This window comes from Curtobacterium sp. LFS084 (genome assembly GCF_047977705.1).
GTDB lineage: Bacteria > Actinomycetota > Actinomycetes > Actinomycetales > Microbacteriaceae > Curtobacterium.
The window spans coordinates 77,331-90,810 of sequence record NZ_JBFPFM010000002.1; the positions used below are offsets into that span (position 1 = coordinate 77,331).

The 13,480-nt window shown below is 74.0% G+C and carries 14 protein-coding genes; 10 read left to right on the forward strand and 4 right to left on the reverse strand.

Annotation, left to right across the window (positions count from 1 at the left end; genetic code table 11):
• Positions 1 to 19 precede the first annotated feature (19 nt).
• The 4 genes from ACNQOV_RS01825 to ACNQOV_RS01840 all read left to right on the forward strand — a co-directional run bounded on the left by ACNQOV_RS01825 (position 20) and on the right by ACNQOV_RS01840 (position 3,990).
• On the forward strand, positions 20 to 1,042 hold the full coding sequence (locus ACNQOV_RS01825) for a Gfo/Idh/MocA family protein (protein WP_416393108.1): 1,023 nt from the start codon (positions 20 to 22) through the stop codon (positions 1,040 to 1,042).
• Positions 1,039 to 2,064 carry a Gfo/Idh/MocA family protein gene (locus ACNQOV_RS01830; protein ID WP_416393110.1) on the forward strand — a complete coding sequence of 342 codons (1,026 nt, stop codon included), beginning with the start codon at positions 1,039 to 1,041 and terminating at the stop codon, positions 2,062 to 2,064. The genes ACNQOV_RS01825 and ACNQOV_RS01830 overlap by 4 nt, the downstream gene beginning before the upstream one ends.
• Before the next feature lie 154 nt (positions 2,065 to 2,218).
• Positions 2,219 to 2,956, forward strand: coding sequence for a class I SAM-dependent methyltransferase (locus ACNQOV_RS01835; RefSeq protein ID WP_416393111.1), 738 nt, complete (start codon positions 2,219 to 2,221; stop codon positions 2,954 to 2,956).
• Positions 2,957 to 2,982: 26 nt separating this feature from the next.
• Positions 2,983 to 3,990 carry a LacI family DNA-binding transcriptional regulator gene (locus ACNQOV_RS01840; protein ID WP_416393113.1) on the forward strand — a complete coding sequence of 336 codons (1,008 nt, stop codon included), beginning with the start codon at positions 2,983 to 2,985 and terminating at the stop codon, positions 3,988 to 3,990.
• Here ACNQOV_RS01840 and ACNQOV_RS01845 read toward each other — a convergent pair.
• Entirely contained in the window at positions 3,977 to 4,723 is a 747-nt protein-coding gene (locus ACNQOV_RS01845) for an esterase/lipase family protein (RefSeq protein WP_416393114.1), read from the reverse strand. The two genes, ACNQOV_RS01840 and ACNQOV_RS01845, sit on opposite strands and share 14 nt — an antisense overlap.
• Positions 4,720 to 5,493, reverse strand: a complete 774-nt coding sequence (locus ACNQOV_RS01850) for an alpha/beta fold hydrolase (protein WP_416393115.1) — start codon at positions 5,491 to 5,493, stop codon at positions 4,720 to 4,722. The genes ACNQOV_RS01845 and ACNQOV_RS01850 overlap by 4 nt, the downstream gene beginning before the upstream one ends.
• Positions 5,494 to 5,582: 89 nt before the next feature.
• On the opposite strand from ACNQOV_RS01850, the gene ACNQOV_RS01855 reads away from it, so the two are divergent.
• The 3 genes from ACNQOV_RS01855 to ACNQOV_RS01865 all read left to right on the forward strand — a co-directional run bounded on the left by ACNQOV_RS01855 (position 5,583) and on the right by ACNQOV_RS01865 (position 8,227).
• The gene (locus tag ACNQOV_RS01855) at positions 5,583 to 6,263 is read left to right on the forward strand and encodes a hypothetical protein (protein WP_416393116.1); all 681 of its coding nucleotides are present in this window, start codon (positions 5,583 to 5,585) and stop codon (positions 6,261 to 6,263) included.
• A gap of 16 nt (positions 6,264 to 6,279) precedes the next feature.
• The gene (locus ACNQOV_RS01860; protein WP_416393117.1) at positions 6,280 to 6,828 is read left to right on the forward strand and encodes a dihydrofolate reductase family protein; all 549 of its coding nucleotides are present in this window, start codon (positions 6,280 to 6,282) and stop codon (positions 6,826 to 6,828) included.
• Between the two features lie 64 nt (positions 6,829 to 6,892).
• Positions 6,893 to 8,227, forward strand: coding sequence for an NAD(P)/FAD-dependent oxidoreductase (locus tag ACNQOV_RS01865; protein ID WP_416393119.1), 1,335 nt, complete (start codon positions 6,893 to 6,895; stop codon positions 8,225 to 8,227).
• 173 nt (positions 8,228 to 8,400) lie between these two features.
• Here ACNQOV_RS01865 and ACNQOV_RS01870 read toward each other — a convergent pair whose 3' ends face one another.
• Positions 8,401 to 9,309, reverse strand: coding sequence for an SDR family oxidoreductase (locus ACNQOV_RS01870; protein WP_416393120.1), 909 nt, complete (start codon positions 9,307 to 9,309; stop codon positions 8,401 to 8,403).
• 95 nt (positions 9,310 to 9,404) lie between these two features.
• Here ACNQOV_RS01870 and ACNQOV_RS01875 point away from each other — a divergent pair, with 95 nt between their 5' ends.
• Positions 9,405 to 9,977, forward strand: coding sequence for a TetR/AcrR family transcriptional regulator (locus tag ACNQOV_RS01875; RefSeq protein ID WP_416393121.1), 573 nt, complete (start codon positions 9,405 to 9,407; stop codon positions 9,975 to 9,977).
• A 92-nt stretch (positions 9,978 to 10,069) separates the two neighbouring features.
• Complete coding sequence (locus tag ACNQOV_RS01880) at positions 10,070 to 11,281, forward strand: acyltransferase family protein (protein WP_416393122.1); 1,212 nt, start codon at positions 10,070 to 10,072, stop codon at positions 11,279 to 11,281.
• Positions 11,282 to 11,383: 102 nt separating this feature from the next.
• Here the strand turns inward: ACNQOV_RS01880 and ACNQOV_RS01885 are convergent, their stop codons facing one another.
• Positions 11,384 to 12,136 carry a DUF4184 family protein gene (locus ACNQOV_RS01885; protein ID WP_416393124.1) on the reverse strand — a complete coding sequence of 251 codons (753 nt, stop codon included), beginning with the start codon at positions 12,134 to 12,136 and terminating at the stop codon, positions 11,384 to 11,386.
• Between the two features lie 130 nt (positions 12,137 to 12,266).
• On the opposite strand from ACNQOV_RS01885, the gene ACNQOV_RS01890 reads away from it, so the two are divergent.
• Positions 12,267 to 13,433 carry an FAD-dependent oxidoreductase gene (locus tag ACNQOV_RS01890; protein ID WP_416393126.1) on the forward strand — a complete coding sequence of 389 codons (1,167 nt, stop codon included), beginning with the start codon at positions 12,267 to 12,269 and terminating at the stop codon, positions 13,431 to 13,433.
• Positions 13,434 to 13,480: the final 47 nt, after the last annotated feature.

Sequence of the window (13,480 nt, forward strand, 5' to 3'; positions counted from 1 at the left end):
CGACCTCTACGCTGGCTCCATGACGTCGCAGTCGGCACCCCGTCCACGCCGCACGATCGGACTCGTGGGCGCCGGCAGCATCGCGGTCGCCCACGTCCCCGGGCTGCTCCGCCTCGGTGACGTCGTCGTGCACTCGCAGGACGGCGCGCACGAACTCGCCGCGGCCTTCGCGGACGAGGCCGCGCGGGTCGGCAGCACGATCACCGTCGCCGACTCGCTCGACGAGCTGCTGGCGGCGGTCGACCTCGTCGACGTCGTCGTCCCGACGCCCGCCCACGCCGCCGTCGTCCGTCGGGCGCTCGCGGCCGGACGGCACGTCGTCTCCGAGAAGCCGCTGGCCCGCACGGACGCCGATGCCGAGGACCTCGTGGCGCGCGCGGCGGACGCGGGCCTGCACCTCTACCCGGCCCACGTCGTGCGCTGGTTCCCCGCGTACCGGCGGCTGCACGAGGCCGTCACCGCGGGCCTCCTGGGCGACCTCGCCGTCCTGCGCTTCTCGCGCTCCGGCGCGTTCCCGACCCGGGTGGCGTGGTTCGGCGACCGGGCGCAGTCCGGCGGCATCGTGATGGACCAGATGATCCACGACCTCGACATCGCCCGCTGGGTGGCCGGTCCGGTCACCAGGGTGTCCGCGGTCACCGTCCGCGCGGGGGACGCCGAGCACCCGGTCGAGGCCGCGCACGTCCTGCTCACCCACGCGTCCGGCGCGATCAGCCACGTCGCCGGGCTCTGGGGCCCGCAGCACCTCGCCTTCAGCACCGAGTACTCCGTGACCGGCACGCTCGGCAGCCTGGCGCACTCGTCCCTCGCCGAGGAGGACACCCGCGCCGACCTCGCGACTCCGACCGCGGTGGACGGGTTCCTGCCACCGGTCGACCCCGCCGAGGACCCGTACGCCCTCGAGCTCGCCGACTTCGTCGCGGCGTCCGAGGGCGGACCGCTCCCCCGTGTCAGCGCTCTGGACGGTGCCGTCGCGGTGCGCATCGCCAACGCCGCCCTCGCGTCCGTCGACTCCGGTCAGCCCGTGGAGGTGACGCTGTGACACTCCGCGTCGGTGTCCTGTCCTTCGCCCACACGCACGCGATCGGGTACCTGTCCGCACTCGCCGCGATGCCCGACGTCGAGGTACGCGGGACCGACCCCGGCGGCGTCTCGACCGGGGCTGCCCTCGGCGAACTCCGCGGCGCCGACCTCGCCGGAGCCCAGGGCGTCCGGTACGCCGAGTCGGTCGACGACCTGCTCGCGTGGGGTCCGGACGCCGTCGTCGTGACGAGCGAGAACGCCCGGCACCGGGAGTTCGTCGAACGCGCTGCCGCCGTGGGTGCGCACGTCCTCTGCGAGAAGCCGCTCGCGACCTCGTGGGAGGACGGCCTGGCCATCCGTGACGCCGTCCAGCGCGCCGGGGTGACGCTGATGACGGCCTACCCGGTGCGCTTCGCCTCGGCGTTCGACCGGTTGCGGGCCACGCACGCCTCCGGGGCGCTCGGCACGGTCTTCTCGGTCCGCGGCGCGAACAACGGGATGCTCCCGCTCACCCGCGACTGGTTCACCGACCCGGCGCTGAGCGGTGGCGGCGCGATCGTCGACCACGTCGTGCACGTCGCCGACCTCGTCGACGGGCTGACCGGCGCGCGACCGGTGTCCGTCACGGCGGTCGCGAACCGGGTGCTGCACGCGGGTCGTGCCCACGCCGAGACCGCCGGGCTCGTGACGATCACGTACGACACCGGGATGATCGCCGCGATCGACTGCTCGTGGAGCCGTCCGGACACGGCGCCGGCCTGGGGCGGGTTGACCCTGGACGTCGCCGGGACCGGCGGGACGGTCTCGGTCGACTTCTTCGGCGCTGCCGCCCGAGGACTCGACGCGGTCGGCGGGCGACCGATCGAACTGCGGTACGGGGCGGACCACGACGTGCCGATGCTGCGGACGTTCCTGGGCGCCGTCCGGGCCGGTGTCCAGCCCCAGCCCGACGTCGAGGTCGGGCTGCGGACGCTGTCGATCGTCCTCGCGGCGCAGGAGTCGCTGCGGACCGGCAGGACGGTGCTCGTCCCGACGGCGTGACCGACGCGTCGCCGCGGCGACCCCACTGCGGAGGGGAGGCGCGTGGCGGCCCCGACCCGTGCCTCCAGGCCGGCACGCGGCCGGACGGGAGGCGCACGACCGGCCCGACCCGCGCCTCCCGTCCGTCACCCGCCAGGCGGGGCATGCTGGTCGCATGACCTCCGCGCCGTACGCCAACTCGTTCGGGGCCGCTGCCGACGCCTACGAGCGCGGGCGGCCCGGGTACCCGGATGCGGCGGTCGACTGGCTCCTGCCGTCCGGCGCCCGACTCGTCGCCGACGTCGGTGCGGGCACCGGGAAGTTCACCAGGAGCCTCGTCGGACGCGCCGCCGAGGTCGTGGCGGTCGAACCCGACCGGGCGATGCGCGAGCGACTCACGGCGGTGCTGCCGGGCGTGCGGACGCTCGCGGGCAGCGGCGAGTCGATCCTCCTGCCCGACGGGAGCGCCGACGCCGTGACGTTCGCGCAGGCCTGGCACTGGGTCGACCCGGTGCAGGGTGCCCGCGAGGCCGCCCGGGTGCTCCGGCCCGGCGGGGTCCTCGGGCTGGTGTGGAACGTCCGCGACGAGACCCGACCGTGGGCCGCCCGGATCAGCGCGATCCTGGCCCAGCCCGAGTCGCGGGCGAGCGTCCAGAGCGCACCCGTCGTCGGCGCACCGTTCGACCCCGACGCCGTCGAGCACGAACGGTTCCCGTGGGTGCACGAGCAGGACCGCGCGGCGTTCCTCGACATGGTCGCCTCGCGCAGCTACGTCATCGTGCTCCCGCCCGACGAGCGCACCGCACTGCTCGACCGGGTGCGACGTGTGCTCGACGAGGACCCGGAGACCGCCGGCCGCGCGACGATCCCGGTCGGCTACACGACCTACGCGCACCGGTCCGTGCGGCCCTGACCCGTCCCCGCGCTACGCTCGTGCCGATGCGCGCGACCGTGCGGGACGTGGCTGCCCTCGCCGGGGTGTCGCCGAAGACCGTCTCCAACGTGATCAACGGCGGCGTCGTGGTGCGCCCGGAGACCCGGCAACGGGTCGAGCAGGCGCTCGCCGAGCTCGACTACGTGCCGAACCTGTCCGCCCGGGGCCTGCGCAACGGACGTTCCGGGGCGATCGCCCTGACGCTGCCCGAGATGTCCAGCGCCTACTCCGCCGAGCTCGCGCAGTGGTTCGTCGAACTCGCGCGGGACCGCGGCTGGACCGTGCAGCTCGACCAGACGGCCAACGACCCCGCCCGCGAGCGTGACCTCGTCTCGCGCGCCCGGGCGCACCTCGTCGACGGGCTGATCCTCAACCCGGTGTCGCTCAGCGCGAGCGTCCTCGCCTCCACCGAGGGCCTGCCCCCGACGGTCGTCATCGGCGAGGTCGAGCCCGAGCACGTCGACCAGGTGCACGTCGACAGCCGCGCCGCTGCCGAGCAGGTCACGTCGTACCTCGTCGGACGGGGGCACCGGCGGATCGCGATCGTCGGAGCCGCCCGCGCCGTCGAGGCCACCGCGACGAGCGAGCTGCGGGAGCGCGGGTACCTCGCCGGTCTCGCCCGAGCCGGGATCGCGGCCGACCCCGGGCTCCGCGTCCCGCTGGCCGCGTGGACGACGAGCGCGGCGGCGTCGGCGTTCGCGGCGTGGCTCGACGAGCATCCGCTGCCCGACGCCGTGTTCGCCTTCACCGACTCGATCGCGTTCGGCGTGCTGCACGTCCTCGCGGCCCGCGGCGTGCGGGTCCCCGAGCAGGTGAGCGTCGTCGGGTTCGACGACGTCGACGGTGCCGCCTACGCGATCCCCGCCCTCACCACGGTGTCGTTCGACCGGCGGGCGTTCGCGACCGCGGCGCTCGACCTGCTCACCCGGCGGATCGAGGACCGCGAGGCGCCGCCCGAGACCGTCGTGGTCCCGCACCGCATCGTCGAGCGCGCGAGCGTCAGTCCGCGCTGACCTCGGGGTCCGCCGCCGCCAGCACCGCCGCACGCGTTCGCGGGTCGCCGAGGATGCGGAAGTGCCCGCCGACCGGCACCCGCACGTTCGTCGCCCCGGCGAGCGCGCTGCCCTCGGGGATGAGCGTGTCGAACACGCCGTACACACTCGTGATCCGGGCGTTCGCGTCGAGCTCCCGTGCGAGGCCGGCGAGCACCGGGTCGCTCGACCGGAACGCACGGAGGTGCCGCACGGGCGCCAGGCGTGCGTACCCGGAGCCGGCGAAGGGCGTCGAGACCGCCACCATGCGGTCGATCCGGCCGTGGTCGTCGAGCCGCGTCATCGCGTACTTCCCGATGAGTCCGCCCTTGCTGTGCGCGACGAGCAGGACGTCGTGCAGGTCGTGCGCCTCGAGGTACGCCAGCACCTCCGCCGCGGACTCCGGGACCGGGCGCAGGTTGTGCCGCAGCACCGGCAGCACGTGCACGGGGTGTCCGCGGTCGTGCAGGGCGTCCATGAGCGGGCGCATGAAGTGCCAGGTCTCGTAGACGCCCGGCACGACGACGACCGGTTGGCCGTCGCCGCTCCGGTAGTCGTCGGCGGTCGTCGGGCCGAGGCTCCGCACCTGCCAGCGGATCGCGTACCACCAGTCGAGGACGGCCCACCGGCAGCGGCGGAGCACCGTGACGCGGACAGGAGGCGCGGTGCGGTCCGTGCGCGGCCCATCCGTCCCCGACGTGGTCGCGTCGGTCATCGCGGGCCCTCGAGGGTCTGCACGCGGCGGAACTCCCCCACGAGCCGTGCGAACGCCACCGGCTGGCGCTCCTGCACGTGGTGCGGACCCGGCAGCTCGACGAACGCACCACGTGGGGCGGTCGCGGCGACCCGGGCGGACCAGTCGTGGCGCGCGATCGGGTCCTGGTCACCGCGGACGACGAGCACCGGCTGGGTGAGTTCGGCGACGGTGTCCTCGAGCCGGTAGCGGAGCATCGTTCGGAGCTCGGGCACGTACTGGCGCACGCTCCGCAGGTAGTCGGTCACGAGGACCGCGTTCATCCGGGCGCCCTCGACGAAGCCGTCCCGCCCGAGGTCGAGCGCCTGCGTGAGCAGTCGACGGCGACCCGCGGCGATGACCGGACCGACGAGCACGACCGACGCGACGGCGTCCGGGTGCCGACGCGCTGCCTCGACGACGACCTGCGTCCCCATGGACTGTCCGACGAGCACGAGGTCGCCGGCCCCACGGGACCACACGGCACGGACGACGAGGTCCCCGAGCTCCGTCATCGTGAGGCTCCGGCCGGCTGCCGGGAGCCCGCCGAACCCCGGCAGGTCGACGCTGACGGTCCGGTGCGTCGCGGCGAGTGCCCGCTGCGACCGCGCGAAGGACCGGTGCGACATGCCGATGCCGTGCACGAGGACGACCGTCGGGGCGAGGACGTCGTGCACCCGGCCGGCCGGTGCCAGGGTGTGCAGGCGCACGGGGAGTCCGTCGATCCGGACGGTCTCGACTCTGGCGCGCACGGTGCGAGGCTACGCGGACCGTGCTGTGCACAGTGAGGCGTCAGCGTCGTCATCGCCCGCGCATAGGCGACCGGTCTGTACTCGTCCTCATGACCGACGACACCCCCGTGAACCGCGAGGCCCGCGAGGCCCGCGAAGCCCGCGACGACGCGACCTCCGCCACGCACCAGCACACCACGCCGTACCCCGCCAGCCCGGCCGGCTGGGGGGCGGCACCGACGCCGACGTCGACCGCGACGCTCGACGAAACCCCGTCCCCGTCGGGCCTGTACGCCCCCGCGCCGGCGGCCGATCCGTCGCCCGCCCCCGCTGCTGCCGCCGACGGCCAGTGGGCCGGGGAACCGCCGTACGTGACGCCGGCCCCGCCCGCCGGTTCGTGGGCTCCGGTCGCTCAGGGTGCCCAGAACGGTGCGACGCCCTGGTACGGCGCCGCAGCGACCAGCCGCCGGAAGCGCAACCTCGGCGCGAACGGCCCGCGACCGCCGTGGTTCTGGCAGGTGCTCGCCGTCGGGGTCGGTCTCGCGGCGCTGCTCGTCGGCGGCGGGATCGGCTTCGCGATCGGACACGCGATCGGTGGCGGCTCGAGCCAGTCGACGACCCAGGTGCCCGGGACGAACGGCGGCACGAACCAGTTCCCCGGGGGCGGCACCGGGCAGTTCCCCGGGAACGGTTCGCAGGGCGGCACCGGGACGCAGGGCGGGACCGGGACGCAGGGCGGGACCGGCACCGGCACCGGATCGGGCACGAGCGGTTCCTCCGCGAACAGCTGACCGCTACGCTCCGAGCATGCGCAAGGTCACCGCGGGACTGTTCACCTCGGTCGACGGCGTCGTGCAGGACCCGTACACGTTCCAGTACGACAGCTTCGACGACGAACTCGGCGCGGGCATGGGCGCGTTCATGGCCCGGACCGACACCGTCATCCTCGGCAGGAACAGCTACCTCGAGTGGGCCGAGTGGTGGCCCGCCCACCCCGACGACCCCTTCGGGCAGTGGATCAACCCGATCGAGAAGTACGTCGCCTCGACCACGCTCGACGACGACCTGGCGTGGGAGAACAGCACGCGGATCGACGGCGACCTCGACGCGTTCGTCCGTAGGCTCAAGGAACGGGCCGGTGCCGACATCGCCGTGTGCGGGAGCGTCACCGTCGTCCGGCACCTGCTGTTCGCCGGGCTCCTCGACGAGCTGCAGCTGATGGTGCACCCGGCGATCGCGGGGTCCGGACGCACGCTCTTCGAACCGACCGACCCGCCCACGCGCCTGCGGTTGGTCCAGAACACCGTGACGAGCAAGGGCAACGTCGTGAGCACCTACGCGAGGCTCGACGCCTGACGGCGGTGAGCCGTCCCTCCAGGCCCCCGTCGAACGACCGTCCGAACCGCGCGTACCCTCGGTGGTGACCATCTCACCATCCGAGGAAGCCGGAGTCAGCATGCCCCAGGACACCCGCCCGCACGTCGTCATCGTCGGCGGTGGATTCGCCGGTGTCGCGGCCATGCGCGAGCTCGCCGACGCTCCGGTGCGGGTCACCCTGGTCGACCGCCACGTCTACAACATGTTCCAGCCGCTCATGTACCAGGTGGCGACGGGCGGGCTGAACGCGGGCGACGTGACGTACTTCCTCCGGAGCCTCCGCGCGAAGCAGAGCAACGCCGAGTTCCGGCACGGCCTGCTGACGGGCATCGACCCGGTCGAGCGCATCGCCGAGATGTCCGACGGCGAGCACCTGCACTACGACTGGCTGATCCTCGCGAACGGCGTGAACACGAGCTACTTCGGCACGCCCGGGGCGTACGAGTACGCCTACTCGATGTACTCCCGCTCGCAGGCGCTGCGGATCCGCGACGAGCTGTTCACCCGGCTCGAGGAAGCCGCCGCCAACCAGGGCCCCGACGAGATCAAGATCGTCATCGTGGGCGGCGGTGCGACCGGCGTGGAGATGGCCGGCGCGCTCGCCGAACTCCGCGACCAGGCCCTCGTCGGCGCGTACCCGGAGATCGAGCGGGGCAACATCTCGATCACCCTGGTGCACCGCAGCGGCGAGCTCCTGAAGCCCTTCGCCCCGCGGCTGCGTCGGTACGCGGCCAAGGTCCTCCGCAAGCGCGGCGTCGTGCTGCGGCTCAACACCGGCGTCTCCGAGGTGAAGCCCGACGGGGTGATGACGGCCGAGGGTGAGTTCATCCCGGCGTCGCAGGTCATCTGGGCGACCGGCGTCGCGGCCCACAAGGAGGTCTCCGGCTGGGGCATGCCGCAGACCCACGGCGGGCGCATCCAGGTGAACGACGACCTCAGCGTCAAGGGCGTCGAGCGGATCTTCTCCGCCGGCGACATCGCCGCACAGGACGACGCCCTCGCGCAGCTCGCCCAGCCGGCACTGCAGGGCGGCCGGCACTCGGCGCGGCAGATCGTCCGGCTGCTCGAGGGCAAGCCGACCGAGCACTTCAAGTACTTCGACAAGGGCACCATGGCGACGATCGGGACGAACGCCGCCGTGGCGCAGCTCCGCGGGGGCATCACGATGGTCGGCCCGGTCGCCTGGCTCGCATGGGTCGCCGTGCACATCGCGTCGCTGCTCGGCAACGGCAACCGGCTGTCGACGCTGTCGCACTTCTTCGTGCGGTACCTGTGGTTCATGCGGAAGCGGGCGATCCCGATCGTCGGCGACGTGCGGCCCGTGCGGCCGAACGGCGACCGCGAACCCGAGCCGTGGCAGATGCAGAAGGCGGAGTAGGCGGGCGCGCGCGGGGCCCGGGGCCCGGCCGCTCGTGTGAGGGAGCCCGTCTCGGTACGACATCGTCGACGTCGTACGACAGCGACTTCGTCGCTCCTCGCGGCGGGTGACATGACGCGCGTGCACAGAACGACAAGACCGACGTCGTACGACGTCGGTCTTGTCGTTCTGGGTCAGCGGCGCGCGGCGACCCCGGCGTAGGCGCCCGCGGCGATGTCCTCGAGCAGCCCCGGCCCGACGGGCTCCCAGCCGAGGAGCCCGCGCGTCGCCTCGGACGTCGCCGACATCTCCATGCCGAAGAACCGCCCGATGAACCCGAAGTGCGACAGCGCGTCCTGCGGGTCGATCGAGGTCACCGGCAGCCCGAGGCTCTCGCCGATGGCCTCGGCGATCGCCCGGGTCGGGATCGCGGTCTCGGCGACGGCGTGCAGGCGCGTGCCGGCCGGAGCCTGCTCGAGCCCGAGCCGGACGAGCCGCGCGGCGTCCGTGACGTGCACGGCCGCCCAGCTGTTGGTGCCGTCGCCGACGTAGCCGGACTCGCCCCGCTCCTGGGCGGCGGCGACGATCGCGGCGATGAACCCGTGGTCGCCGGTGCCGTGCGTGGTCGGGCTGAACCGGGCAGCGATCGTCCGCACGCCCTGCTCGACGAAGTCGAACCCGCGGTTCTCGCTGCCGCCGCGCATGCTGTCGGCGCCGACGAAGGGGCTCGGGTCCGCCTCGGTCGAGGGGCGGCCCTGCGCGAGCCCGGCGACCCCGGACGCGACGACGAACGGACGGTCGGTGCCGACGAGTGCCTGTCCGATGGTCTCGACCGCGGCCCGCTCGCTGGCGTTCGTGGCCGCGGCGTTCGCCCAGTCGTGCTTGTTGGCGAGGTGCAGGACGCCCTCGGCCTCGGACGCGCCGCGCCGGATGGCGTCGAGGTCGTCGAGGTCGCCACGGACGACGGCGACGCCCTTGGCCTCGAGCGCGGCGGCCGACGAGTCGGAGCGTGCGAGGCCGGTGACGGTGTGCCCGGCGGCGAGGAGCTCGTCGACGGTGTGGGAGCCGATCCATCCGGAGGCCCCGGTGACGAACACGTGCATGTGCTTTCCCTTCACAGGTGTCCACGGCGCTGATGTCATGAACTGACATCACCGTAGCACTCGATGTCAGCCACTGTCATCAGTAGACTGCGGACATGGCCCGATGGCAACCCGGAACCCGCGAACGACTGCAGGCGACCGCACTGCAGCTCTTCGCCGAGCGGGGCTACGACGACACCACGGTCGCCGAGATCGCCGCCGCGGCCGAGGTCACCGAACGCACCTTCTTCCGGCACTTCACCGACAAGCGCGAGGTGCTGTTCGCCGGGCAGGACGACTTCCTCGGCATGTTCACGACCCCGATCGAGACCGCACCGGCGGACGCGGCACCGTTCGACCTCGTCCGGCTCGCGCTCGCGACCAGCGGCGCGTTCTTCCCCGACGACCGCCGCCCGTGGTCGCGCGCGCGACAGGGCATCATCGACGGCAACCCGGCACTCGGCGAACGGGAGCTCGGCAAGCTCGCCACCCTGAAGGTCCGGCTGGGTGAGGTGCTGCGCGACCGCGGCGTCCCGGAACCGGCCGCCACGATGGCCGCCGAGACCGCGGTGACCGTGTTCCACCTGGCCTTCGCCCAGTGGATCGCGCCGGGCGAGGAGCGGTCGTTCGCCGCGATCGTCGACGAGCGCCTCGACGCCCTGACGGAGCTGGTGCACCCCGTTCGTTGAGACGGCTCTTACGTCGCGCGAGCATGATGTAACGATCCGGTCACGACCCCACGGTCCGTGACCCCATCGACCAGATCGCGCAGGAGGCGTCCGTGGCCATCACCACGACCTCGCCGGAGCGGACCCGCACGACATCCGCACCGGCCGACACCGACGGCAGGCACGCACGACCGACACCCCCGCCGCCGCTGACCAACCGGGCCCCGGCGCTCGACGGACTCCGGACGGTCGCGATCCTCATCGTGATCCTGTACCACCTGCACGTGCCACAGTTCGAGGGCGGCTTCATCGGCGTGACGGTGTTCTTCGTGCTGTCCGGGTTCCTCATCTCGACGCTGCTGCTCGGCGAGCACCGCCGCACGGGACGCATCCGGCTCGGCTCGTTCTGGACGAAGCGCCTCCTGCGCCTGTACCCCGCGCTCCTGGCCCTCGTGGTCGTCGGACTGCTCCTCTGGAACTGGGTCGGCGACTACAAGGGCGCCTCGTTCTCCCCCGGCGAGGCCGCCTTCATCGCACTGAGCTACACCGGCAACCTCTTCCGCTCGTACTGGGACACCACGCAGGGCGTCTTCGCGCACACGTGGAGCCTGTCGATGGAGGAGCAGTTCTACCTCGTCTGGCCGCCCGTCCTCGTGCTCCTCTTCGCACTGCGGGCGCGTCGCCGCTGGCTCATGACGGGGCTCGGCGTCGTGATCGTCGGGGCCGCCGCGGCATCGTGGCTGAGCTACCGCACGCCGAACAGCGGTGCGACCCCGGACGTCTACTTCTCGCCCGTGCTCGGCGTCGTGCCGCTGGCGACGGGCTGCCTGCTCGCGCTGCTCCTCGACGACGAGCGCGTCCGGACCTGGGCGGCCGGGCTCGCCGGGCACGTCGGCACCTGGCTCGGCATCGGGCTCCTCGCGGCGGTGCAGTTCTGGATCGACGACGACTGGACCCAGCACGCGTGGTCGTTCGGTGTCGTCCTGCCGGTGACCGGGCTCATCTCGGCGCTGCTCATCGGCGGCCTGGTGTCCGTTCGCTCGCCCCTGTCGGCGGCGCTCGCGTGGACGCCGGTCTCGTGGTTCGGTCGCCGGGTGTCGTACTCGGCGTACCTGTGGCACCCGCTCGTCATCGCGCTGCTCGGTACGTTCGCGATCGGCCCGTGGGGCACGGTGTGGCTCGTCGCGGTGGCGCTGCTCGTGGCGGTGGGCGCGGCCTACGCGGTCGAGGTACCGGTCGAACGGCTGCGGAAGCGACTCCGCGAGGCGCGTCGCCTCGTCGCGGCCGACCGGTCCGCGCGCGAGACGGCGGACGCGACCGTCTGACGGCCTGGAGGCGCGGGTCGGCCCCGCACCGCGCCTCCCGACCCACGGTCTGCCGGACGCGACACCCGCGGGCCGGCCCGCACCGCGCCTCCCGCCCCGGCGTCAGCCGACGCGACGGCGACGCACGACCAGCAGGCCGACCGCCCCGAGCACGAGCACCAGCGCGACGACCACCGGCAGCCGGAACGCCAGCTCCGTGACGACCCCCGCGACACCGCCGCCGCCGAGGAACGCCCGACCGGCGAGCCCGAGCGCCGCCACAGCCACGACGACGCCGGCGACCACCACGACCGTCCGCTCCGACCCGCCGAGCGGCGGCAGCACCCGCGGCGTACTCCGTCGCCACCAGACCACGGCGGCGACCACGAGCCCGGCCAGTCCGAGCACGCTCGATGCGTCCTGCACGCCCGCCCAGACCGGGTAGCCCACGGGCCCCTCGCGGAGGAAGGGGATCGCCTGCACCGCCCAGCCCGCCTGGTGCGAGAACGCGTCCCAGACCACGTGCGTCACGCTCCCGACGACGCAGGCGACGACGACCGTGAGCAGCCGGTGGACCGGTCGCTCCGGCCGCGGTGGTCGGTGCGACCAGGCCTGCGGGACGCGCTCGCGCACGCCCGGCACCGCGTCCGCCCACGCCGGTCGCACCAGGCCCCACCAGGCCGCGAGGACGACGAGCGCCACGAGCAGGTCGATCGTCACCACGCCCACCCACGAGTGCGCCACCACGTACGGCGGCAGGAACGGCGCGAACAGGACGGCATCGGGTGCCATCGCGCCGACGGCGACGGCCGCGACGGGCAACGGGGTGCGTCGCGCCGCCAGGGCGACGACCGCGTGACTGACGGTGAAGGGCACGACACCAGCATCGCGGAGCGAGCGCTCCGCCCGCTTCGGTCGAGCGGATGACCTCGGGGCGTCGACCGACCGGGCGCGTGTCCGGCCCGCCTGGGCGAGCGCCCCGCCCACCGTCCGTAGGCTCGACGCCGTGACCACGGAGCGCGTCGACGTCCTCGTCGTCGGCGGTGGGCCCGTCGGCCTCTTCGTGGCGGCCCTCCTCGCGGCGCGCGGGGTCGAGGTCGCCGTGTGGGAACGCCGCAGCGGGGCACCGACGGGCTCCCGCGCGATCGGCATCCACCCGCCCTCGCTCGACGCCTTCGCCGCGATCGGGCTGGACGCACCGGTGCTGCGGGAGGCGGTGCGCGTCCGACAGGGCGTCGCCCGGAGCCGCGGCCGGACGCTCGGCACCCTGACCTTCGACCGGGCGTCGACCACGCACCCGTACGTCGCGACGCTCGACCAGCACCGCACCGAGGCCCTGCTGCGGGAGGCCCTCGCCGCCGCCGTACCGGACGCGCTCCGGACCGGCACCGCGCTCGCCACGCTCGAACGGCACGCGGACCACGTCGACGCCGTCGGGACCGACGCCCGCGGGAGCGTGGCCGTCCGGGCCCGGTTCGTCGTCGGTGCGGACGGCGCCCGGAGCACCGTGCGGGACCTGCTCGGCATCGGGACGACCGGACGGGACTACCCGGACCGCTACGCGATGGGCGACTTCGCCGACGTCGAGGGGTCAGCGGCGCGGACGGCGGCCCTCGTCGACGTCGGACCCGCCGGTGTGGTCGAGTCGTTCCCGCTCCCCGGGGACCGACGGCGGTACGTCGCGCTCCTGACGGCGTCGGACGACCCCGCACCCGACGCGACGGCCCTGGCCGCGATCGTGACGGGCCGCACCGGTGTCCGGCCGGACCCGGACTCCTGCAGCATGCTCAGCGGGTTCGGCGTCCGCCGCCGCCAGGCGGAACGCGTCGGCGTCGGACGCGTCGTCCTCGTCGGGGACGCCGCGCACGAGATCAGTCCGATCGGCGGGCAGGGCATGAACCTCGGTTGGCTCGACGCGGCCGCGCTCGCGCCGCTCCTCGCCGAGGGGGTCCGCACCGGCAGCGCGGGACCGTGGCCGGAGTACGCGCAGCGCCGGCAGGCCGTGGCGCGACGGGCGGCGCGGCAGGCGGAGGTGAACATGGCGCTCGGACGTCCGTTCGGCCGTCCGCTCGGCAGGGTGGGGGCGGTCGGACGGGAGGCGTTGCTCCGGACGGTCCTGTCCCTGCCGTCCGCCGACGGGCTGGCCGGGGTCTACGCGATGCGGTGGGCGTGACGGGTCGCGCGGGGGGTCGCGCGGGTCGGGTCGCGCGGGTCGGGTCG

Bases quoted from the DNA above. Each gene is read 5' to 3' on its own strand.
- ACNQOV_RS01875 (WP_416393121.1), top strand. From the start codon at position 9,405: ATGGCCCGATGGCAACCCGGAACCCGCGAACGACTGCAGGCGACCGCA.
- ACNQOV_RS01860 (WP_416393117.1), top strand. From the start codon at position 6,280: ATGCGCAAGGTCACCGCGGGACTGTTCACCTCGGTCGACGGCGTCGTG.
- ACNQOV_RS01855 (WP_416393116.1), top strand. From the start codon at position 5,583: ATGACCGACGACACCCCCGTGAACCGCGAGGCCCGCGAGGCCCGCGAA.
- ACNQOV_RS01845 (WP_416393114.1), bottom strand. From the start codon at position 4,723: ATGACCGACGCGACCACGTCGGGGACGGATGGGCCGCGCACGGACCGC.
- ACNQOV_RS01825 (WP_416393108.1), top strand. From the start codon at position 20: ATGACGTCGCAGTCGGCACCCCGTCCACGCCGCACGATCGGACTCGTG.
- ACNQOV_RS01840 (WP_416393113.1), top strand. From the start codon at position 2,983: ATGCGCGCGACCGTGCGGGACGTGGCTGCCCTCGCCGGGGTGTCGCCG.
- ACNQOV_RS01835 (WP_416393111.1), top strand. From the start codon at position 2,219: ATGACCTCCGCGCCGTACGCCAACTCGTTCGGGGCCGCTGCCGACGCC.
- ACNQOV_RS01870 (WP_416393120.1), bottom strand. From the start codon at position 9,309: ATGCACGTGTTCGTCACCGGGGCCTCCGGATGGATCGGCTCCCACACC.